The following is a 23,192-nucleotide window of genomic DNA, read 5'->3' as shown; positions in this document are numbered from 1 at the left end:
CACGATGAGCAATTCGCGAAGCAGGAAAAAGTCAGGCAGTTCCAAATCCCGGTCGCCGGTTGAAATGGCGATTATCTGGGGTGGGATTCTCATTCTCGTCGGCCTCGCGTTCTATGAGTTTAAGGCCCGATCGACCTACAACAGCAATTACCAAGCAGTCATGGATGCGTTTCAGGCTGCCGAAGAGAGTGGCGAATCGTTGACGGACGAAGACGTAGCCAAACTTGTGACCGGCCACTCCATTCATGAGAAAAATGATAAAATCGGCGCGAATAAATTGTTGGCGGAACGAATGGACCGGTACGAATTCAAGGGCTTGATACAGAATCGGGAGATTTACGTCTACTACGGTTCGCATGGAGAAGACGGCCTGGTGGACGATGTCTTTTATATCGGCGAACAACCAGCACCAGAAGGCGGTGCTCCGGCAAACTAGCATTGATCCCATAGAACGGTGGGGTCAAGTCGAGCGCCGGCAGCAGATGGTGCTGAAGAAACGCGTCGTCGGCCGTTTAGTTCCCTGCGACAGATACTGTGCGCTGGCTTAAGCGGACCGGCAGACTGAGGTGACCGGCTCTCCACAGGGGGTTTTGGCAGCTGTGGTCGGCGCGGCGATCGGATCTTCTGCGGTTGAATATGGGGCGGCGGCGTTCTGTTCGTCGGCAACGACTTCGCGCTCTTGTTCCGTCGACAAAAAATAGACCGCACCGAATGCCAAGGTCGTGATACCGGTTGCTGTGAACATCGTCGCGAATCCGAATTCGTCGATGATCATTCCCAACACGGGGGCAGCAATGAAGATGCCCACTTCGGTGAATCCCAAAATCAACGTGGTCCCCGTGCCGCGATTGGCGAGCGGGAAACAGCCCGAACCGACCGAGACGACCACTGGAAACAACAGTGCGTGTCCCACGCCGCAGACGGCGGCCGGTAGCAAAAAGTGCCATTCTTTACTGACGAGCAACAACAGCAGTTGTCCGCTGCCCAAAGCGGCCATGCCGATCAAAATCACGCGGCGCAACCCGATCAATTCCATCCAGCGAGCGGCTAAGACACGGCAGGTGAATGCGCAGCCGGCGTAGGCCAAGAAAAACGTGCCGATGCCTGCTAATCCCAAATGCGTTGCATAGCGGGTGAGAAACACGGTGGGAATCGTCAACGCCGCTCCCAGCACCACGGCAATCAGTAAAATTTGACCGGGCCAGTATTGAATCAATAGCTTGTGGGCGGCAATGCTTTGCGGGGGTTGGGTATGGCGATCATTCTGAGTGAGACGGTAGACAATCAAGAAATACGCAGTCGACAATGCGGCGGCGGTCCCAAATAAAGCGGAGAACTGCGGCCAACCGGAGGGAAGGGTGGTGAAGACCAAGTCTCCCACCAAGGGGCCGATAATCATGCCAACGAAACCGCTGCTTCCCAGGCTGGCGATGACTTCCGTTCGACGGTGGGCGGGTACGATTCCTTGGACGTAAACGATCGAACAGGAAAACATGCAAGCCATGCTGACGGCGAACAAAATCCGCACGGGATAGATGGTCCAACTCAGTTGGTCAGGAGCCAAAAACAGCAGGCTGCTGATCGCCAAGCATACCGAGGACAACCGCCAAAGCAGCCGCGTGCCGTAATGGTCGATGGCTTGCCCGATTCCGAACCGACAAATGACAGCCGCCAGCATGCCGACACCGACAATCGCTCCAGCGGTAGCTTCATCGCCCCCTAAAAATGCGACAAACTCGGCAAATCGGAACGTCAGCGCATTGGCAGTCACCAACAGCACATTGGAGACGTAACAGGTCCAGAATGTTCGATTGTAGATAGTAGCGGGAGGGTCGGGATGTAATTCAGCTGTCGTATCGGTGTTCATTTTTCGGGCGCGATCATCGCGCCGTAGGCTTTCCGGGCAAGAATTCGAGCGGAATCAGCTGCGAGTACACTGTGATTCGGGGCGCTCGGTAGGAAGGTGAGAACCGTTATGTACCGGTCCTGTCCAATCTTACGCACGACGACGGAACAAGAAAAGTGGAATTGGCCAAGTTTTTCGTTGGGCGCTCTGCAAGGCGAGCCTGTTTTGCTTAAAAAAGCGGGAGAATTGGTAAAAATACCAGTATCACCCCTCTTCAATCGCCGCGACGAGATCCTGGACTGCCTGTCGACCGTCTCCAAATAGCATCAGCGTGTTTTCAGCGGCGAACAGCGGGTTGGCGATTCCGGCGAAACCCGGGCTGAGGCTGCGTTTGATGACGACCACCGTGCGGGCCTTGTCGACATCGATGATGGGCATGCCGGCAATCGGGGAGCTGGGATCAGTGCGGGCCGATGGATTGACGACGTCATTGGCGCCGATCACGATCACCATGTCGACCTGTGCCAGTGTCGGATTGATTTTCTGCATTTCCAGCATTTGGTCGTAGCGGATATTGGCTTCGGCCAACAGAACGTTCATGTGGCCCGGCATACGTCCGGCAACGGGGTGAATGCCGAATTCGACAGTGATGCCACGGGACTCCAGCAGATCGGACAGGTCGCGGACCGCGTGCTGCGCTTGAGCGACCGCCATGCCGTATCCCGGCACAATCACCACTCGTCGCGCGGTATCCAGCATCATCGCCACTTCGTCGGCGCTGGTCGATTTGGTCGTCGCATACAAGCCCGCGTCATCTTGCGAGGAGGACCCATCCGTTCCAAATGAGGTGAACAACACACTCACAAGCGTGCGATTCATGGCGCGACACATAATCTGCGTCAAAATCAAACCCGACGCACCGACCAACGCCCCGGTGATGATCAAGATATTATTCTGCAGTACAAATCCCGTCGCAGCCGCGGCCAAGCCGGAGAGCGAATTCAACAACGCCACGACGACCGGCATATCGGCGCCCCCGATTCGCACTACCAGTGAGACACCCAGGATCGAAGCGACCAATACCACCAGCCAGTAGGCCATAACCGGTTGCGTCCCGTTGATGCACCAAGCGGCGGGAAGGAGTAGCAGCAGGGCGAGAAAGGCATTCAGCCATTGCCCTACGGGGAATTTCAGGCGATCCAGAAAATCCAACTCGCTGAACTTGCCAATGGCGACCAGCGACCCCCAAAACGTTACCGCGCCAATGATTCCCGAGGCGACCAGTGCCACTAACGTCTGTGTGGCAACCACCTCAGACTCCGTATCGCGAACTGCTTCGGCGCCGGCCACGAATACCGAAGCGATTCCGCCGAAACCGTTAAAGGTCGCTACCAATTGTGGGACGACCTTCATGTCGATTTTAACGGCCAAAACCCCGCCGATCACCGCCCCGATGGCAATGCCCGCAAATATGAGCTTGGGATCGACGATATCGCGATGCAGCAGCGTCGCCACTACGGCGATCAGCATGCCTGTGCCGCCTAGATAGTTTCCCCGCACCGCAGTCCGAGGGTGTGTCAGCCCCTTGAGTCCCACGATAAAAAAGATCGCGGCAATCAAATATGCAAAATTAATGAAAGCATCCAGCGCTTCGTTCGACACGTTCTCAATCCTTTTTCCGAAACATGGCCAGCATGCGGTGCGTTACAAAAAAACCACCCACAACATTCACGGTGGCCAGGATGACGGCTATGAATCCGAGCACCGTGGCGGTCGTAGATTTTTCGGATCCGGCAGCAATCACGGCTCCGGTGAGGATGATTCCCGAAATCGCATTCGAACCGGACATCAACGGGGTGTGCAATGTCGCGGGGATTTTGGTGATGACCTCAAAGCCGACAAATGATGCTAATGCGAAAATCGTGAGGCCGATGACCAGTATTTCCATCTGTGATTCTCTCCCTACTTGGATTCCAGGGGCGCAAGGCCGAGTCGTTCCCGCATGCGGGGGTGGGTGACTTGACCATCGCGACAGACGAGTGTCTCTCGAATCACTTCGTCTTCGAGATTGATCTCTAATTGACCCTCCTCGTTGAGAAGCGCCTGCAAAAAACTGGCGACGTTGTTGGCGAACATTTGACTCGCATGATATGGAATCATGGACGGTAAATTCGTTTCGCCAATGATCGTGACTCCTCCATGCGTGATGGTTTCACCCGGTGTTGTCAGGGCACAGTTTCCACCCCGCTCAGCAGCTAGGTCCACGATCACTGAACCGGCCGCCATCGCTTCTACCATTTCAGGAGTAATCAGCACCGGAGCTTTGGCGCCGGGCACCACTGCCGTGGAAATCACGACATCACTTTCTGCAACGACGCGGTGCATCAATTCTTGTTGTTTACGATAGAATTCTTCGTCCTTTTCGCGTGCGTAGCCTCCGGACTCGGCTGCTTCGCCCGACTCCAACGGCAATTCGACGAATTGAGCGCCGAGGCTTTCCACTTCTTCTCGGACGGCGGGGCGCAGGTCGTAACCGCTGACGACGGCTCCCAAGCGGCGGGTTGTGGCGATCGCCTGTAGTCCTGCGACACCCGCGCCAATGATCAGCACGCGCGCCGGTGTGATGGTGCCGGCAGCCGTCATCATCATCGGAAACATCCGAGGCAGCGCCGCCGCCGCCAACAACCCGGCTTTGTAGCCGGCGATCGTCGCCATCGAGGACAGGATGTCCATCGACTGCGCGCGAGTGATTCGCGGCAAGAATTCCAAAGCAAAGCAACTCACGCCTCGTTCAGCCAAACGGACAATCGATTCCGGATCAGAGAGCGGATCGTAAGCGCCGATCAGGACCTGTCCGGGGCGCAGGAGTTCCAAATCTGCATCGAGAAACTCCGGATTTCCTCCACCGCCGCGTATCTGCAGGAGCACATCAGCTGCGGCAAACACGGCGGCACGATCTTGTTCGACCGACGCATCTTGAGCGGCGTATTGCTCATCCGTATATCCGGCCGCCTGTCCGGCACCCGCTTCGACAACGGTTTGCAATCCCGACTTGGCAAACGTCTTGACCGCTGCCGGCACGATGGCAACACGTTGTTCGCCAGGGAAACTCTCTCGCACAGCTCCAACGGTTAGACCTGAACCTTGTGCTAACATGATCTGAAGGTGTCCTCTCAATCGCTGCAGAGCGTCATGGCATCCATTCGCCGTATGCTAACGTCGAGAGACAGCCAGGGAAACCTTGCCGGTTGGGCGCGCAAAGGGCGTTGCCCGTCAGAGGGGCTGCTAGTCGCATTTTCCTTCGCCTAAGGGCCCCAGAACTCCTGAACCGTCAATGAAAGAAGAGCTCAAAAGGCACAATACGACCGCCTGAGTTCGTGAAAACGGCTCGGCGGACCTCCTTCGGCACTTAACCAATTGATTTCCGACTCAGCACCTGCAAAAATGTGGGTTTTCCCTTTTCGCTCTCACCGGCATTGCCAAGGATTTAGCGGGACACAGGATGAACGGACAAGGTACAGCGGCGCAAAGCACTCCGATTGGTGCGACGCGCGAGGACGAGGATGTGATTCTGGTCCTGGATTTCGGGTCGCAGACGGCACAATTAATTGCCCGTCGCGTGCGCGAACAACACGTTTTCTGCCAAATCGTGCGGCATGACCTGACGGTCGAACGCATTCGCGAACTCAATCCGCGCGGATTGATCCTTTCGGGCGGTCCGGCGAGCGTCTACGGCGAAAACTCGCCACAACCCGATCCGGCGATTTTTGACCTGGAAATACCCATCTTGGGCATTTGCTACGGCATGCAACTCGCCTGTCGATCGCAGGGAAGCGAAGTTTCACCCGGCCAGCACCGTGAATTCGGCCGGACGGCTTGCCACGTAGTCGAGGGGGGGGATCTCTTTGCCGGGGTCCCCGAAGAGTCCATTGTCTGGATGAGCCATGGCGATCAGGTCCAGGATCTAAGCGACCACTTCACAGCACTGGCGACCACCGACACGTGCCCGTTCGCCGCCGTCAAACATCACACGCGAGAAATCTACGGGCTGCAATTCCACCCGGAGGTTACGCACACGGAACATGGCGGCACACTGTTGGGCAATTTCGTCCGCACGATTTGCGGCTGTACCGGCGGCTGGCGGATGAGTGAGTTCATCCAGCAAGAAGTCGAATTGCTGCGGGAACGCGTGGGGAACAACCGCGTCATTTGCGGGTTATCGGGCGGCGTCGATTCGTCCGTCGTGGCCGCGTTGTTGTACGAAGCGATCGGTTCGCAGCTTTCGTGCATTCTGGTTGACAACGGCCTACTGCGAGCGGGAGAAGCAGAATCGGTCGTGACGTGTTTTCAAGACCATTTCAAGACCGACTTGCATGTGGTTCGTGCCGAGGAATTGTTCCTCAAGGAATTGGCCGGTGTCACCGATCCGCAACGGAAACGCAAGATCATCGGCAAGTTGTTCATCGACGTGTTTCGCAAAGAAGCGGAAAGCATTCCCGATGCGACATTCCTCGCGCAAGGAACTTTGTATCCCGATGTGATCGAAAGCGGCGCCGATCCCGACGGTCCGGCGGCCACCATCAAAGCGCATCACAACGTTGGTGGATTGCCGGCGGAATTGGGCTTTGAATTGATTGAACCACTGCGGGATCTGTTCAAAGACGAAGTGCGTGCGATGGGGTTGGAACTCAATTTGCCTGAAGAAATGGTCTGGCGGCACCCGTTCCCCGGTCCCGGTTTGGCGGTCCGCTGCTTGGGGGAAGTCCGCAAAGAACGTTTGGAAACATTGCGCGAAGCCGACGCGATCGTGATTGACGAACTAACCAAAGCGGGCCTTTATCGCGAGGTTCGACAAGCCTTTGCCGTGCTGTTGCCGATACAAAGCGTGGGGGTCATGGGCGACGACCGCACCTACGACGACGTGATCGCTGTCCGCGCGGTCGCCACCGATGACTTCATGACGGCCGACTGGTTCCACGTGCCTTATGAAGTGCTAGGCCGCATCTCGACACGCATCATTAACAACGTCCGCGGTGTGAACCGCGTGACTTATGATATTAGTTCTAAGCCTCCCAGTACGATTGAGTGGGAGTAGGCACGTGGCCGGTGGCTAGTGGCCAGTCCCAAACCGATGGCTTCGCCGTCGTAAGCAGCGCCGCATGAAAATAGCGGCGACAATTTCGTGATCTGCCATGGAATACTTGTTACACGAACTACTCTCCGGAACGCGGGAGGTCGTTTGGTCGTCGACCGATGATCGATTCGTCGTGGACATCGACGTGCGGCCCGCCGGTTTGTTGTGCGGGGCGTTTAATCCGCTGCATAACGGTCATCGCGAGTTACGGACCGTCGCTGAACGGTTATTGGTCGGCGCAGTTGGATATGAGTTATCAGCACACAACGTCGATAAACCGTCGCTACCGCACGGGGAGATGCTCGCCCGCAGCCGACAGTTCGAAAAGTCTGTCCTAGCAATCACGGCAGCTCCCACGTTTGTGCAAAAAGCAGCGCTGCTGCCCGAAACCACGTTCATCGTGGGCATCGACACCGCTGTGCGCATCGTAAATCCTCGATTTTATGAGGCGAGCACAGCCCAGATGCACAACGCTCTGTCGACGATCCGCGACCAGGGCTGCAGATTTTTAGTCGCCGGCCGCGTCGTCGGCAACAAATTCGCCACACTCAGCGATATCCAGCTGCCGGTAGCGTTTGCGGACTTGTTTGCGGAGATCGCCGAAACAGATTTCCGTAGCGATCTTTCCTCGACCGGTCTGCGCGGAAATTGACAAGAACCCGTCCTTTCATTGTTGTGTCTTAGCAGTGGACGTGTGGACAACCGGTTTTTCGGATAAAAGGAGATGGTCGACCGCGAACGGCGGAGCCTAGGAATCTGAGGATTAAGAATTGGTCCCGTAGTGTTGAAGCGTCCGTCTCAAGTCGATAATATCCACTCTCTTCCGACCAAACGGTGCCCCAGTGCACCCGCGATTCGGTCGGCAAAATCTGATTTTGGCGGTGTAGCTCAGTTGGTTAGAGCAGCGGAATCATAATCCGCGTGTCGGGGGTTCGAGTCCCTCCACCGCTATTTTTTGCACTGTCCAATTCAACCGTTCGGTCATTGCGCCTCTGTTGGCAATTATTGCCACTGGGGCGTTTTTTTGTGCGCCGGGTGTGGGGGCTTTGGACAGTTGTGATGGTGCTCTGGGTTCGCTGCTTGGAATTGAATGGCCGTTGCTGCGTGCATCAGCTTTGCGAACTTTGATGCGGTGGATCCTGTCTAAAATGGTGTGCAGGGGGGGGGCGTGGGGGCGTTTATTTCTGTCCACCAAAGGTTTTGCGGCAAGTCGATTGAACACAAAACGATCCGGCTTGTTCTGTGTTTCAGCGACTCGGGTTGCGATTTCTTATTGAATTCTTGCGAGGGACGGACGTTCGGCGTCTTGTCTAGTCCTGCTTGCGAGGATAAGATACGTGAAAATAGATGTTGTGTCAATTATTAGCTAGCTTACTAAGTTGCTGGGCCGGTTTGTGCGGCAGTCCTCGCAGCAAATTGTCACTCCGCAGGTCGTTTTTCAATCACGAGGACACTAGTACATTGAAAATCCAAACTCAATGCCCGTCAATCCAACTTGTCGGACTTTTGGCTCTCTGCGCTGGGGCCTTGGGGTGCAATCAGGGAGGGGCGGAGCCGCAGCAGGCCCCTGTGCCGAACATGACGATCGCTCAGCCGGTACGGAAGCAAATTGTCGAGTGGGACGCTTACACGGGGAGGCTTGAAGCGGTCGACTTCGTGGAAGTACGCGCTCGTGTCAGTGGTTATCTGGAGACGATTCACTTTGATGAAGGGCAGGTCGTCAACGAAGGCGATCTGTTGTTTGTCATTGACCCACGTCCTTATCAAGCGGAGTTGAATCGAGCCTCGGCTGCTTTGCGTCAGGCGGAATCGGGGTTGCAACAGTCGCGGGCACAATTGACGGTCGCAAAGGCATTGAAGTTGCAAGCCGACGCGCGGCTGCAACTGGCCAATGCCCGTGTTAAGCGGACGCGGCAATTGAAATCACAAAATGCGATTACACAAGCCGACCTGGATCAAGATGAGTCGGCGAATCTTGAAGCAGAAGCGGATCTTGAAGGGGCCAAGGCGGGGATTACTTCTGCGGAAGCTGCTATTACAACCGAAATGGCAACCGTTGAGTCGGCGAAGGCGGAAGTTGAAACAGCAGAGTTGAATCTGGAATACACGCGCATTCGCGCACCGGTTAGCGGACGGATTAGCCGTGAGAATGTCACGGAAGGTAACCTTGTGAGTGGGGGAACCGCGACGTCGACTTTATTGACGACCATTGCTTCAGTCGATCCGATCTATTGCACCTTCGATGCTAACGAACAAGAGGTGCTGAAGTATGTGCGGTTGGACCAAGCGGGTACGCGGACCAGTTCCCGCGAGGCCAAGAATCCGGTGTATCTGGGGCTGGTCGACGAAACTGCTTTTCCGCATCTCGGGCATATGGATTTTGTTGACAATCGCTTCGATACGAACTCGGCGACGATGCGGGCACGGTGCGTATTTCCCAATGACGATTTCGTCTTAGTGCCGGGAATGTTCGCGCGGATTCGTATTCCCGGCAGCGCGTCGTACGAAGCGGTGCTCATACCGGATTCGGCGATTGGTACCGATCAGGCCTCTCAATATGTTTATATCGTCGTTGATGGCGTGATTGAGCGTCGGGGGGTCAAGCTAGGTCCGATTGTCGATGGATTGCGTGTTGTTCGCGAGGGTCTCAGTGGAGGCGAATCGCTGGTGATCGAGGGCTTGTTGCAAGCGCGGCCAGAGATGGCTGTAAAAACCAAAGCGGGTGAAATCGAAGTCATCGAGGATGGATTGCCGGACCAATATGCGCCGCTTCCCCCGGATGAGTGGATCTCCCCCTCGCCGGATCCCTTGCCGGCATCAGAGGTTTCGCGCCTCAATCAGCAAGCGGATCAAGGAGGCAACTCGCAGTGAAATTTCCACACTTTTTTATTGAACGCCCCATTTTCGCCACGGTGCTTTCGTTCCTGATTTTGCTGGTCGGAGGGCTCACCTATTTCTCGCTGCCGGTATCGCAGTATCCCAACGTCGTTCCGCCAACAATCGTGGTCCGCGCCAGCTTTCCCGGCGCGACTCCCCAGGTGATTGCCGACACGGTTGCCACACCGATCGAGCAGGAAATGAACGGTGTCGACGACATGCTTTACATGGAGTCGTCGTCCAGTGCCGACGGCACTATGCAGTTGACCGTCACGTTCAAGCTCGGCACGGACCTGGATGATGCGCAGGTGTTGGTGCAGAACCGTGTGGCGGTTGCCGAAGCGCGACTCCCCGAAGCGGTGCGGCAAATTGGTGTGACGACGCGGAAGCAGATTCCAGACATGTTGATGGTGGTGCACCTAACTTCGCCGGATAAAAGTCGCGACAACTTGTATATCAGCAACTTTGCCTTTCTGCAGATTCGCGATGCGTTGATGCGGCTGGACGGAGTGGGTGATATCCGTATCGCTGGCGGTAATGAATATGCGATGCGCGTCTGGTTGGACATTGAAAAGATGACGCATGTCGACCTGACGGCTGGCGATGTTGTGGAGGCGATTCGTCAACAGAATGTGCAGGTGGCGGCCGGGGTTATCGGACAGCCTCCCACCAGTGAGACCGGCGCATTTCAGTTAAACGTCACGACTCAGGGGCGTCTGAAGGAGACGGAGGAATTCGGTAGCATTATCGTCAAGCGAAGCGAGAATGGTCGTGTGACGCGATTGAGCGATGTGGCTCGTGTTGAACTCGGCGCTCAGGATTATTCTCGGTTGAGTTACCTCGACGGAAAGCCAGCCGTTGCCGTGTTGGTTTACCAGCGTCCCGGCACGAACGCTGTCGATACGGCTGAAGAAGTGAAGCAGACGATGGCCGGTCTGCAGAAGGACTTTCCCCAAGGGATTGGCTATGAGATTGCCTACAATCCCACGGAATTTGTGGAAGAGTCCATCAATGAAGTGTTCGTCACGTTATTGATCACCACGGCATTGGTGGTGCTGACGGTGTTTGTGTTTTTGCACCACTGGCGGCCGACTATTATTCCCGTGGTTGCCATTCCGATTTCATTGATCGGTACTTTTGCGGCCATGCAGTCGTTGGGAGTGACGCTGAATACCCTTTCGTTGTTTGGTCTTGTACTGGCGATCGGCATCGTCGTGGATGATGCGATCGTGGTGGTCGAGAACGTCGAGCGGCTGATTGGCGAGGGTCTGTCACCGCGCGAAGCGGCACATAAGGCGATGGACGAAGTCGGTTCTGCACTGATTGCAACGACATTGGTGTTGATTGCGGTGTTTGTTCCGACCGTGTTTGTTTCCAGTATCAGTGGGCAGTTTTACCAGCAGTTCGCTCTGACGATTTCGATATCGACGGCGATTTCGACGTTTGTTTCATTGACGTTGACACCGGCACTGTGTGCTTTGTTGCTGAAACCAAGAAACCAAGAACAGGAGTCCGCCGAAGGAGGCGATGCGAAGCCCCGCTCTGGATTCTCGCGGCGAATTTCTCGACTCTTGTCGCGACCGTCACGGTGGTTCAATCGTGGTTTTGATTTCACAAGCAACGCATATGCTGGCATGGTGTCGCGGCTGATCCGTGTTTCCGTATTTTCTTTGCTCGTGTATGCCTTATTGCTGGGATGTACCTGGTATAGCTTTGGGATGGTGCCGACGGGATTCATTCCGCAGCAGGATCAAGGCTATTTGATTGTCAGCATTCGTCTTCCAGACGGGGCCTCATTGGCACGAACGGACGAAGTCACAAAACGGGTGGCGGCAATTGGCAGTCAGATGGATGGAGTGGCCCATGCCGTGGGAATTGTGGGGCTGTCGGGCTCGACGTTTACCATCAGTCCCAACGCGGCGGTGACATTTCTTCCTTTGGAAGACGCTAAAGAGCGCGCTGCACGCGGGCGGGGGGCCGAAACGATTGCTGCCGATATGCGGATGGCCGTGAGTGAGATTAACGAGGCCGAAGTGTTCGTTATCCCTCCCCCACCGGTTCGTGGAATCGGTCGTGGCGGTGGTTTTAAAATGTACGTGCAGGATCAGAGCGGCGCCGGCCTCGACGCACTGAGTCAAGTCACTAATCAGATGGTTGCTGACGCCAATCAACAACCGGGACTAGTGCAGGTGTTTTCCAACTTCCGTCTTAGCGTCCCTCAGATTTACGCTGATGTGGATCGGACGAAGGCACAGATGCTGGACATTCCGATGAGCAATGTCTTCGAAGCTTTGCAGGTGTATCTTGGATCGGCGTACGTCAACGATTTCAATCTGCTGGGGCGGACGTATCGCGTGACCGCTCAAGCGGAGCCGGAATTCCGGGATGAACCGAGTGACATTCTGCGATTGCGAACGCGCAGTGCCCAGGGGACTAGTATCGCGCTCGGCTCGGTAGTGGAGGTCCGACGGACCGTTGGGCCGGATCGTCTGGTCCGTTTCAATTTGTATCCTTCGGCCGACATCAACGGAGCGACACTGCCCGGCTTTAGTACCGGCCAGTCGCTGGAGACCATGGAAAAACTAGCTGACCAGGACCTGCCGCCGGGCTTTGGCTATGCTTGGACCGAACTGTCCTATCAAGAAAAACAGGCCGGCAATACGGTGCTGTTTCTCTTTCCGCTGGCGGTGCTGTTCGCATTTCTAACCTTGGCGGCGCAGTACGAAAGCTGGTTGTTGCCGCTGGCGATCATTTTGATCGTGCCGCTTTGCTTGCTGTTTGCGATTGTCGGTATCTGGATGCGGGGCATGGACAACAACATCTTGACGCAGATTGGTTTTATCGTGCTCGTCGGCCTGGCTTGCAAGAACGCGATTTTGATTGTCGAGTTCGCGAAGGCCGAAGAAGACGCCGGCAAAGACCGGTTTCAAGCTGCGGTCGATGCCTGTCGTATGCGGTTACGTCCCATTCTGATGACGGCATTTTCTTTCATCCTCGGTGTGATTCCTTTACTGATTGCCACCGGTGCTGGATTTGAAATGCGTCGTGTCCTCGGGACCGCTGTGTTCAGCGGCATGTTGGGCGTCACCATATTCGGACTGTTCTTGACGCCGGTGTTCTATGTCGTCCTCCGGCGATTCGCTAAGCCGAAGTGACATTTTGCGATGTTGTCATCGGACAACGATTTCCGGACCGGCTTCGTAGAACGAACGTCCAAAGTTATGGCGGCACATGCAAAACTTTAGCTTGTTCCCCAAGTGAAAAATAAATCACAAAAGACGCGAAGCATTCAGCACGGCTAGGCCGTGTCCTCCGTGGCTAGAACCTTGCCTGTCAGACCAATTGTATCGAAAAAGGCACAGAAGGTTGCTCCCGCAAACAGTCATCTCATGTATTTTGCGACTGCCGTCATTCCTAATGTCGATTTCGTGTCTTTCGTTGCTTTCGTGGTTTCTTTTTTGGAAATGCAAATCTTCGCAACAGACGAAACATTAAAACGTTAGTCGCACGAATAATTACAGAGGATATTAGCTAAGGCTTGTGACGCTGAGGTTGGTTTCTAGTCGTGATTGGTACAAGCATATCAGGCTTCCCGCAGGTTTCTGGATGCCTTATCCTGTGGGTTGTCAGGACACTGCGCTAGGAACGACCGAAGGAACATCCAGTGACAGAATCGGATTCAGCTCGAGAACGAGATGTGGCTGCGACGGCGATACTTCGCGAGTTTCAAGACGATTGGGAAGCCGGCTTGCGGCCCAATCTGGAAGACTATGCGAAACGTGCGCCTGAGGATGTTCGCCGGGAAGTGCTCGCGGAACTGATCAATGCCGACTTGCGGCGGCGCAGAAGCTTGGGCGAAAATCCCTCGCCCACCGACTACATCCAGCGATTTCCAGCAGATCAACCAACCATCTCCGCCGCCTTCAGTGCGATTGACGATACGATTGTCACGGAGGGGTCGAAACGGGAACCCGACTTGGGGAGTACCGAAGTCGATATTGCTGTCGGCGAAATGTTGGGGAAGTACGAAATCCGTTCGGTCCTCGGCATTGGCGGGATGGGGATTGTCTTCGGTGCCTACGACTCGGTGATTCGTCGTGAAGTCGCCATCAAGCTGTTGAGTTCGAAGCACTCCACCAATGAAAATGCCTTGTCGCGGCTGCTGCAAGAAGCGCAGACAGCCGGAGCGATGCACCATCCGAATATTGTCGGTATTTATGACGTTTTGGAGGTCGAAGGTGCTTATTACGTTGTCATGGAAAAGGTCCCGGGCGATGATCTCAGCGAGGTGCTCAAAAAGTCGACGCGCGGATTCTTGGACTGGAAACTGGCAACGCGAATCGCCATGGATTGTTGCGACGCCTTGACTGCTGCGCACTCCCAAGGCCTGATTCATCGCGACATCAAGCCGCAGAATATAATGCTCACCGTCGAATCGACGGTGAAGCTGTTGGACTTTGGTTTGGCGAAATCTGACCAGGATTCCGAGAAGGCCTTAACGCAGCACGGGACGATTCTGGGCACGCCGGATTTTATGAGTCCCGAACAGTGCAGCGCCGGTGAGATCAACCCACTGTCTGACATTTATTCATTGGGCGCCACCTATTTTGACCTACTCACCGGGCATCCGCCGTTTACAGAGAGCGGCACGCAATTGCAGGTGATGTTCGCACATTGCAATCAACCCGTGCCAAGCGTGGTCGAAAAACATCCGGAAGTTCCGGCCGGTTGTGATCGGATCATTCAGCGAGCGATGGCCAAACGACCGGAAGATCGCTATCAATCGGCGGCAGAGTTGCGTAAGGATTTAGCTGCTCTGCTTTCCGAAGAAGCACCCCCGCCCGTTGCAGCCCCAGAGGAACCAGCGGCGAAACCCTTTCCTTGGAAGATCGCCGCCGGTGGGGCAATGGTGGTCGCTGCGTTGGCTGTGCTTTTCGCCTTGAGCGGTTTGTTCAACGACCGATCGGACGACGGCCTCAATACGGAGAACGGCAACGTTGTCGCTGAAAATGCCAATCAGAACGTCCCGACTTTCCGCGGCGTTACGGCCGATACGATTCATTTGGGAACGACGACCGCTTTCAATGGGCCCAACGAAGAACTGGGCCGGAATATGGTCATCGGGATGAAGAGCTACTTCGATAGCGTCAACGATGCGGGAGGGGTACACGGCCGCCGGATCGAACTCACGGTGCTGGATGACCGGTATGATCCCGATAAATCGCTAGAAAACATGAAGCAGCTTTTCGAGGACCGTAAGGTCTTTGCGGTGATTGGAAACGTTGGCACGCCCACGGCCAATGTGACGTCGGTTTTTGCCAGCCAGAATGGGCATCTGTTTTTCTCGCCGCTCACTGGCGCCAGTTTGCTCCGCGAAGATCCGCCGGACCGGTATATCTTTAACTATCGGGCCAGTTACCAAGACGAGACAGCGGCGCTGGTCAAGTATTTTGTCGAGACGCTCCGCATCCCCCCGGAACAGATTGCTGTGTTCGCGCAGAATGATGCCTTTGGTGACGATGGGTTTGCGGGCGTTGCCCGTGCGGTGAAGGGGTATGGTATCGATGTCGATCAACTGCTGCGTGTTGGCTATGACCGCAATCGGTTTAACATAGACGAAGCGGTTTCTACGATTGTTGATGACAAGAACGAGATACGCGCCATCGTTATGGTCTCGACCTACAAGGTGGCAGCCCGGTTCGTCAAACGGGTGAAGGCTGCGAAACCGGACATGGTGTTCGGCGCGGTCTCGTTTGTCGGCAGCCGCGCTATTGCCGAGGAATTCCGTGAAAACGGACCGGCGGACGGTGAAGGAGTCATCGTGACTCAGGTTGTTCCGCCGTTTATGTCCAATGCCACCGGGGTGTTGGAATATCGCCGGCTGTTGCAAAAATATAATCCGGAATATGAGCCGGGGTTCGTATCGCTGGAAGGATTTATTGCCGCAAAAATCTTCACAGAAGGTCTGCAGTTGGCGGGACCGGATTTGACCACGGAAACATTGATCGATGCTTTGCACCGCATCAACAAACTCGACATCGGGATCGGCCCGTTGCTTTCCTTCAGTCCCTCACGACACCAGGCATCAGATCGAGTGTGGGGAACTCGCCTCACCAAAGAGGGAGAGTTTGAATCGTTCGATTTAGAATAGGAGCACCGCAGTCCGCTCTGCTTTCATATTTGCAGCAATTAGTGAATTCGCGGCGATCGTTTTCGTTTTGATAAGAAGACTGAAACCTGTCGGCCGATATGGATTGGCCGATTCAGACTTTCTTGCGGAACAATAAGCCTTCGTCGGTGTTTATAAAGTATCACGATCACGGAACAAGGGTTCCCCCAACGCCATTCAGGAGAAGTCTTATGTCGTCACTTTGGAAACCGACACGCCGTGGCGTGTTGAGTACGTTGGCGTTCGGTGCGGTTTCGTTTTCTGTACCGGGACTGTTTGCTGAAGAATTAGCGGTGACGGCCAAAATGGGCGAAGGCCCGTTCTATCCGGACAAAATGCCGTTGGATACCGACAACGACCTGTTGGTGGTCAACGATGCAATCACGCCGGCGATCGGTGATATTACGCATCTATCAGGCCGCATCCTCACCGCTAGCGGCTCGCCGATTCGCAATGCGTTTGTGGAAATCTGGCAGGTCGATCACAACGGTGTCTACATCCATACCGATTCGGCGGGGGCCGGGAATCGGGACACGAATTTTCAAGGTTACGGACGGTTTTTGACCGATGCGAAGGGGCAGTATTATTTCCGCACCGTCAGACCGGTTCCGTATCCCGGACGGACGCCGCACATTCACTTTGGCGTTAGCAAAAACGGCAGGCGGATTTTCACCACGCAGATGCTCATCAAAGGCGAAAAACAGAACAAAAGCGACGGCTTGTTTCGCAGAATCGATCAACAGTCCCGCGACACGGTGCTGGTCGACTTCAAACCAATTCCCGATTCCAAAATTGGCGAACTGGCCGCTAACTTTGACATCATTCTGGGAGTCACCACCGAAGAGTTGGAAGACGGTAGCTTGAAAGCAGGCATCGGAAAACCTCAGTACCGAGGCCAGCGTGGTCGTTAGGACGTTACGGCTTGACCGGCAAGGGGATCGTATCTGTCTATACACCGAAGGCGTAGGTAAATCCCCATTAACCATCGCTCACGACCGGCTCGCCACACAGACGAAATTCTCGTCAGCAAGTTCCTGTTCCCCATGCCAACGGTAGGCACATAAGATTCCGTTCTTAGCGACGCTGTAGTCGACGCAGGCGACGTTCGTGGCTAGGCGGCTGGGGCGGTCGGCCCATAGCCAATAGTGTCCTAGAAAGACGGGTGGTGAATCGGCGGCGTAGACGGCGCGGGTGTCGACCATGGCGGTTGTCAGTGGTGTGTCGGGGGCGAGCGGGGCAGGGGGGAGGGCGTAATCGCGGAGGCTTTTGCCTTCTGGCGATTCAAACCAGCGGACGCGGACGTTGGTGCGGAGGTTGCCGTCCTTGTCCCGGTAGGTGATCCCCTCGGGCAGGGGGAATTCTTTGCCTTTGAGCACATCGTCGACGGCTAGATAAAGGTCCGAGCCCTTGTTGGTGGCATCGACCATGAAATCCGTCGTGACTCCGCCATAGTGCTTGAGCGCCGCTGTGATTGTCGCGTGGTGGCTGGGTTGCCAGCAGGCGTGCACGACGTTGATCCCCTCCAGCGACAGCCACATGGGTAGCTTCCGAAACCAGTCGATGGCCTCGGCACGTTCGTCGTCGGTGAGTTGCTTGCAGGTCGCGGCGAATTGACCGTTGTTTTTATCGCTGTGCTCACGCAGGTAGCGGTGCGGATCGGCCGGGTGGGGCGTACTCCAGGCAATTGCGTTGAATTCGTGATTTCCCATCACCGCTCGGGCGCTCCCGGATTCGACCATCGGTCTGACAATCTGCAGCACTTCGCGGATTTGCGGACCACGGTCGATGAAGTCGCCGACGAAGACCGCCGTTCGCTGCGGATGTGCGTAGTATCCGCGTTGGCGGTTATATCCCAGCTCCTCTAAAAGTTTGATCAATTCGTCCGCATACCCGTGGATGTCGCCGATAATGTCGTACATGGTGCAATCGCGTTTCCCGAGATTCTAAGTCTGTTTTTCACGCCCCCGCAGGTGAAGGGACGGCCCTATTTGTCACTAGGCCGATCGTAGACTGTCTAGGAATGTCCTGCAAATACCACCCGGGACGGCCCATTTTTGCGGTTGTAGAATGCGGAGCGAGTACCATGTCCTACGGAGGAACGTTATAATCCGCCCGCGGATGAGTATGTTTATTCGGTTGAGATCGCTGGCACATTTCCTCAATGGGAGGGATGTTGTAGCGTGGAATCATCCAGAATTATCGACCGCTCGGCCAACTCACGACACCGTCCGCGGTTTTCGCGCCGTCGGCGTAGGCACCTTAAAAATGGACACGTAGGAAAATAGAAATGTGGATGCAGGATGTCATAGAGATTCTCATCGCGATTGCGTTAGTGCTGCTTAACGGATTTTTTGTGGCTGCGGAGTTTGCGTTGGTGAAAGTTCGTGGCGGTCAGGTGGACGAGTTAGTGCGAGCCGGGCGCCCCTTTGCGCGAACGGGGCAATGGCTGGTGGAACGCATGGAAGGGGCACTGTCGGCCTGCCAGTTGGGCATCACCATGGCCTCGCTCGCTTTGGGCTGGGTGGGCGAACCGGCCTTCGCACACTTATTGCGTCCTCTGCTGGAAACATTGGGGATTCACTCAGAAGCGGTGCTGCACACGACCGCGTTTGTGATTGCGTTTAGTGTGATCACTTCGTTGCACTTGGTCATTGGCGAACAGGCACCGAAGATCTTCGCCATTCGTCGCGCCGACCAAGTGTTGTTGTGGTGTGCCTTGCCGTTGAAGTGGTTCTATTTGCTGACTTACCCAATGATGGTGGCACTGAACGTCTCGACGGCGTTATTGCTTAAACAAGTCGGGCTAGAAGGGGTCTCGGAGCACGATGCTCCGCACAGTGAGGATGAAATTCGCGCACTGTTGCGGCAATCGCATGTGAGCGGACATCTCAGCCGGGCGGAACACCGGCTGTTGCACGCGGTGTTTGAATTCGACGATATGGTCTGCCGACGGATCATGGTGCCGCGGGTCGAGGTGGAGTTCTTTGGCATCAACGATCCTCCTCGGCAGTGCATCGAGTTGGCCCGTCGCACGAAGCATACGCGCTACCCCATTTGCAATAACTCGCTCGATGAAGTGTTGGGCGTGATTCATGTTAAGGATTTGGTCGGGCTGGAAGTCAACGACGCGTTTGACTGGAACACCATTATGCGTCCTCCACGCAAGGTGCCCGAGAACATGCCGATCAGCAAGTTGCTCCGGCATTTTCAGGCAACGCACCAGTTGTTGGCGTTTGTCGTCGACGAATACGGCACGGTGATCGGCATTGTCACGTTGGAGAACGTGTTGGAACAGATCATCGGCGAAGTGGACGATGAATTCGATAATGCGGAACCGAATATCGTCTCACAAGGGGCGAATGAGTGGCTGGTATTGGGGACGACACCGGTTGATGAAATCAGCCGCCATTTCAAAATCGCCCTGGACGTGACCGACGCTGATACGTTTTCCGGGGTCCTGGTGAATAGCGCTCAACGATTGCTTTCCGTGGGCGACCGAATTGAACTGGGTGAATTTATCGTCGACGTGGTGGAAGTTCGCGACGACTGGGCAGCGCTGGTCCGTGTGACGCGTCCTCCGGTTGAGAGTTCTGAACCGCCGCAAGATTCGTCGCAGATTCCTGAGCAATAGGCCGATGCAAGTAGTTCGCTCTTGACTCCCTATCGGCTTGTGAACTAACGAGTAAGGATGCTCGGCTCGATAATTCACCCGGCCCAATTTATGGGGAACGGACTGTATGTGGTTGAACGCATTGGGAGGCAAGTCGTTGTTCAAAAAGAGGCATCCGGATATTGGCGCGCGGCCGGGGACATTGGTCATTTCCGCGGACGCCTCATCGCCGAGAATTCACGTGATGCATTTTACACCCGAGGAGTTGAAGGAAGCGGACGTCGCCGATACCGATCAACTACACGCGGCTCACGACCCGAACACGACCACCTGGGTTGACGTGCAAGGCTTCGGCGACGAAAAGTTGATCCGCCGGATCGCCGAGAGATTTTCGATTCATCCGCTGGCGATCGAAGACATTGTGAATGTCCCACAACGCCCCAAAGCAGAAACGTATGACGATCAGATTTTGATCATCGTTCGCATGGTGAATTCGATCGGGCAGGCCGATGTCGACATTGAGCAAGTCAGCATCATCCTCGGAAAAAACTATGTCTTAACCTTCCAAGAACGCTATGGCGATGTTCTTGATCCAGTCCGTCGACGCATCCGTAGTGGCAAGGGGCCGATCCGTACCGAAGGGCCCGACTATGTCGCCTATGCCATTTTCGACACGATTGTCGATGCTTACTATCCGGTTTTGGAGCAAATCGGTAACTATTTAGAAGACTTGGAAACCACGGTCATCGAACAACCCACGCCCCGCTTGCTCAAGAATCTGAATCACGTCAAGAACCGTCTGATCAATCTCCGCCGCGCTATTTGGCCGCAGCGACAAGTCGCTAATTCACTGGCCCGCGACGAGCATCCGCTGATTGATCCCAACGTGCGTGTTTACCTCCGTGACACGTATGATCATTGCGTGCAGTCGGCCGAAGTGGTGGAGATGTACCGCGAGATGGTTACCGGCCTGATGAACATGTATCTCGCGTCGGTCGGTAATCGTCAAAATGAAATCATGAAGGTGTTGACGATTACAGCTGCGATTTTCATTCCGCTGACATTCATGGCCGGCATTTACGGTATGAACTTCGACTACATGCCCGAATTGCACGTCCCCTGGGCCTATCCCGTGATATGGACTACCATGTTCCTCGTGGCCGGCGGCATGCTATTCTACTTCTATCGCAAGGGTTGGATTTGGAATCGCGATGACGACGAGAACATTCCGGGAAAGGACGACGATCCGTGAAGCGGGCGCGTGAGATGATCCACCGCCAAACGGAACGTAAATTCCGATATCCAGGAGCAAACCGATGATCGACGGCAAACGCCAATTTCGTATACAGCTCTGGGCGTTTGTGTCGATGTGGTTGCTGTCTTCTACGATCACATTTGCTCAACCGGACGAGAAACGCGTCCTGCGAATCGGCACAAAAGAAGCGGCACCATTTTCGATTCTCAATGAAGATGGCACCTGGAGCGGGATCAGTATTGAATTGTGGCGGGGTGTTGCCAACGAGATGGGGCTTCGCTACGAATTCGAAAATCTGCCGCTGGATGAAATCCTTGCCGGAGTGGAATCGGGAGAACTCGACGCGGGCGTTGCGGCGATTACGATCACGCACGAACGTGAGCAACTCCTCGATTTTTCGCATTCTTATTTCAATTCCGGACTGGGCATTGCCGTTGCGCAGCGTCAAACGACTAATTGGTCGGCAGTGGTGAAGCGAATCTTTTCCACGGTATTCTTGAAGATCGTGTTTACAATCTTTCTCGTGTTAATGGCGATGGGCACGCTGGTTTATCTGTTTGAGCGACGACGAAATCGGGCAGATTTCGGGGGCAGCGTCTTTAGAGGACTATCGAGCGGCATCTGGTGGGCCGCCGTTACCATGACCACCGTGGGGTATGGCGACAAGGTCCCCAAGTCTCCGGGTGGACGAGCGGTTGCCGTGTTGTGGATGTACACGGCGATCATCATTATCTCGATTTTTACTGCGTCGGTGACCTCAATTCTCACGTTGTCACAACTCGAGTCAAACGTTCGTGGTCCGCGCGACTTGCACAACGTCCGTTTGGCGACCGTGGCTGATTCGACCAGTGCCGCATATTTGCGACGTCAGGGCATTGCTTTCAAATCGTTTCCGGCGGTCGATCAATGCCTTGCCGGTCTCGAACGCAACCAATTCGGCGCAGTGGTTTATGACGCGCCGATTCTGCGATATATGGTGCACAACGAACATCCGGGCCTCATCCAAGTCTTGCCAGCGACGTTTGAAAAACAAGATTATGCGATCGCGATTCCTCCCGAGAGTCCGTTTCGCGAATCGCTCAATCAAGCCATATTGCAGGTGATCACAACACCACAATGGGATGAGACATTGCGGCGTTATCTGGGCGACTGACATGCCGTAGATGATGTTGTTGTGGGAGTTTTTACGAAACGACAGGGAGCCGTAATACATTGGCGACTTCAACTTTACTCTTGGTACTACTCGCACTGGGGCAGGTCGATCCAGCGGAGACGCCGGACGGCGGTGCGGCTGAAACAAAACCGCTTGTCGTGGCGACGAAGGAAAGCCCGCCGTTTTCGTTTCGTGGCGCTGACGGGCAGTGGAAGGGGATCAGCGTGGAATTGTGGCGGCATATGGCCAACGAATTGGGCCTGGAATACGAATTCCGCGAAATGCCTTTGGACGAAATGTTTGAGGGGTTGGAAAAGGGGGACGTTGACATCGCTGTCGCAGCGATCAGCGTCACAGCCGACCGCCACAAACGCGTGGATTTCTGCCATCCCTATTTCACAACCGGTTTAGGAGTCGCGGTTAACGCTGAGCACTCTTCGGGTGGTTGGAGAGTTCTCCGCCGGATCATTTCGACACGTTTGCTCACAATTGTCAGCATCATGATCGGGATCGTCTTGGTCTGCGGCATCTTGTTTTGGTTCTTTGAACGCCAATCCAACGAACAGATGTTCGGCGGGAAACGCCGCAAGGGGATCGGGATGGGGATGTGGTGGTCCACGATCGTATTGCTGGGACATAAGGGGGTTTTTCCCGTCAGCGTTTCCGGTCGGGTACTGGCCTGCGGCGCGATGCTGGCCAGTATTTTGCTGTTTTCAATCCTGACCGGCGTGATTACATCGGCACTCACGATCGGACATATGGACGTGGGCATTTCACATCCGGGTGATTTGCGGCGCATCAAAACGATTACGGTCGAACCGAGTACGAGCGCAGAATTTTTGCGGGCCAAACGCATCCCATTTCGCAGTTATCCCACGATCGCCGAGGCGGCGCAAGCGCTCGCCGGAGTCCGCTCAGAAGCGTTGGTCTACGATGAAGCGCAATTGAAATACTTGGCGAATACCGAGTACTACGGACGGATCCACGTCCTTTCCGTCTCGTTCCATACCCAAGATTATGCCATTGCCCTACAACCCGGCAGTCCATTGCGCAAGCCGTTAAATCAGTCGTTGCTGAATTACCGAGCCAGCGAAGGTTGGCACGAATTGGTGTATCGCTATCTGGGAGAAGAAGTTGTGGATTGAGAT

The 23,192-nt window shown here is 55.2% G+C and carries 16 protein-coding genes and 1 tRNA gene; 12 read left to right on the top strand and 5 right to left on the bottom strand.

What is annotated here, in order from left to right; all coding sequences use genetic code 11:
* Window positions 1–4: 4 nt before the first annotated feature.
* Entirely contained in the window at window positions 5–436 is a 432-nt protein-coding gene (locus CA54_RS21580) for a hypothetical protein (RefSeq protein ID WP_146373041.1), read from the top strand.
* Between the two features lie 108 nt (window positions 437–544).
* Here CA54_RS21580 and CA54_RS21575 read toward each other — a convergent pair whose 3' ends face one another.
* From CA54_RS21575 to CA54_RS21560, 4 genes are all read right to left on the bottom strand, one after another.
* Window positions 545–1,867 (bottom strand): MFS transporter, encoded by a 1,323-nt coding sequence (locus CA54_RS21575; RefSeq protein WP_146373040.1) that lies wholly within the window; start codon window positions 1,865–1,867, stop codon window positions 545–547.
* A 243-nt stretch (window positions 1,868–2,110) separates the two neighbouring features.
* Window positions 2,111–3,508 (bottom strand): NAD(P)(+) transhydrogenase (Re/Si-specific) subunit beta, encoded by a 1,398-nt coding sequence (locus tag CA54_RS21570; RefSeq protein WP_197532694.1) that lies wholly within the window; start codon window positions 3,506–3,508, stop codon window positions 2,111–2,113.
* Between the two features lie 4 nt (window positions 3,509–3,512).
* A complete protein-coding gene (locus CA54_RS21565; protein WP_145376177.1) occupies window positions 3,513–3,794 on the bottom strand; it encodes an NAD(P) transhydrogenase subunit alpha in 282 nt (93 codons plus the stop codon).
* A 14-nt stretch (window positions 3,795–3,808) separates the two neighbouring features.
* Entirely contained in the window at window positions 3,809–5,002 is a 1,194-nt protein-coding gene (locus tag CA54_RS21560) for a Re/Si-specific NAD(P)(+) transhydrogenase subunit alpha (protein ID WP_146373039.1), read from the bottom strand.
* A gap of 346 nt (window positions 5,003–5,348) precedes the next feature.
* Here CA54_RS21560 and guaA point away from each other — a divergent pair, with 346 nt between their 5' ends.
* From guaA to CA54_RS21525, 7 genes are all read left to right on the top strand, one after another.
* Window positions 5,349–6,941, top strand: coding sequence for a glutamine-hydrolyzing GMP synthase (gene guaA, locus CA54_RS21555; RefSeq protein ID WP_146373038.1), 1,593 nt, complete (start codon window positions 5,349–5,351; stop codon window positions 6,939–6,941).
* A 97-nt stretch (window positions 6,942–7,038) separates the two neighbouring features.
* Window positions 7,039–7,632 (top strand): hypothetical protein, encoded by a 594-nt coding sequence (locus CA54_RS21550; protein WP_146373037.1) that lies wholly within the window; start codon window positions 7,039–7,041, stop codon window positions 7,630–7,632.
* A 225-nt stretch (window positions 7,633–7,857) separates the two neighbouring features.
* Window positions 7,858–7,931 (top strand) — tRNA-Met (locus CA54_RS21545).
* A 627-nt stretch (window positions 7,932–8,558) separates the two neighbouring features.
* Window positions 8,559–9,851 (top strand): efflux RND transporter periplasmic adaptor subunit, encoded by a 1,293-nt coding sequence (locus CA54_RS21540; protein ID WP_231963153.1) that lies wholly within the window; start codon window positions 8,559–8,561, stop codon window positions 9,849–9,851.
* Window positions 9,848–13,012, top strand: coding sequence for an efflux RND transporter permease subunit (locus tag CA54_RS21535; RefSeq protein WP_146373035.1), 3,165 nt, complete (start codon window positions 9,848–9,850; stop codon window positions 13,010–13,012). Before CA54_RS21540 ends, CA54_RS21535 begins: the two co-directional genes overlap by 4 nt.
* 509 nt (window positions 13,013–13,521) lie before the next feature.
* Window positions 13,522–16,008 (top strand): ABC transporter substrate-binding protein, encoded by a 2,487-nt coding sequence (locus tag CA54_RS21530; protein WP_146373034.1) that lies wholly within the window; start codon window positions 13,522–13,524, stop codon window positions 16,006–16,008.
* A 209-nt stretch (window positions 16,009–16,217) separates the two neighbouring features.
* Window positions 16,218–16,937, top strand: coding sequence for a dioxygenase family protein (locus tag CA54_RS21525; RefSeq protein ID WP_146373033.1), 720 nt, complete (start codon window positions 16,218–16,220; stop codon window positions 16,935–16,937).
* A 78-nt stretch (window positions 16,938–17,015) separates the two neighbouring features.
* On the opposite strand, the gene CA54_RS21520 is transcribed toward CA54_RS21525, so the two are convergent.
* Window positions 17,016–17,945 carry a metallophosphoesterase gene (locus CA54_RS21520; protein WP_146373032.1) on the bottom strand — a complete coding sequence of 310 codons (930 nt, stop codon included), beginning with the start codon at window positions 17,943–17,945 and terminating at the stop codon, window positions 17,016–17,018.
* A 374-nt stretch (window positions 17,946–18,319) separates the two neighbouring features.
* Between CA54_RS21520 and CA54_RS21515 the strand changes: the two genes are divergently transcribed.
* The 4 genes from CA54_RS21515 (at window position 18,320) to CA54_RS21500 (ending at window position 23,189) form a co-directional block, all read left to right on the top strand.
* Window positions 18,320–19,657, top strand: a complete 1,338-nt coding sequence (locus CA54_RS21515) for a hemolysin family protein (RefSeq protein ID WP_197532693.1) — start codon at window positions 18,320–18,322, stop codon at window positions 19,655–19,657.
* Between the two features lie 106 nt (window positions 19,658–19,763).
* Window positions 19,764–20,888, top strand: coding sequence for a magnesium/cobalt transporter CorA (corA, locus tag CA54_RS21510; RefSeq protein WP_231963152.1), 1,125 nt, complete (start codon window positions 19,764–19,766; stop codon window positions 20,886–20,888).
* A gap of 64 nt (window positions 20,889–20,952) precedes the next feature.
* Complete coding sequence (locus tag CA54_RS21505; RefSeq protein WP_146373030.1) at window positions 20,953–22,044, top strand: transporter substrate-binding domain-containing protein; 1,092 nt, start codon at window positions 20,953–20,955, stop codon at window positions 22,042–22,044.
* A 59-nt stretch (window positions 22,045–22,103) separates the two neighbouring features.
* Window positions 22,104–23,189 carry a transporter substrate-binding domain-containing protein gene (locus CA54_RS21500; protein WP_146373029.1) on the top strand — a complete coding sequence of 362 codons (1,086 nt, stop codon included), beginning with the start codon at window positions 22,104–22,106 and terminating at the stop codon, window positions 23,187–23,189.
* Window positions 23,190–23,192: the final 3 nt, after the last annotated feature.

This window comes from Symmachiella macrocystis (assembly GCF_007860075.1).
Taxonomy (GTDB): domain Bacteria; phylum Planctomycetota; class Planctomycetia; order Planctomycetales; family Planctomycetaceae; genus Symmachiella; species Symmachiella macrocystis.
Note: the sequence above shows the minus strand (reverse complement) of the source record. Positions and strands in the feature narration are given on the sequence as shown.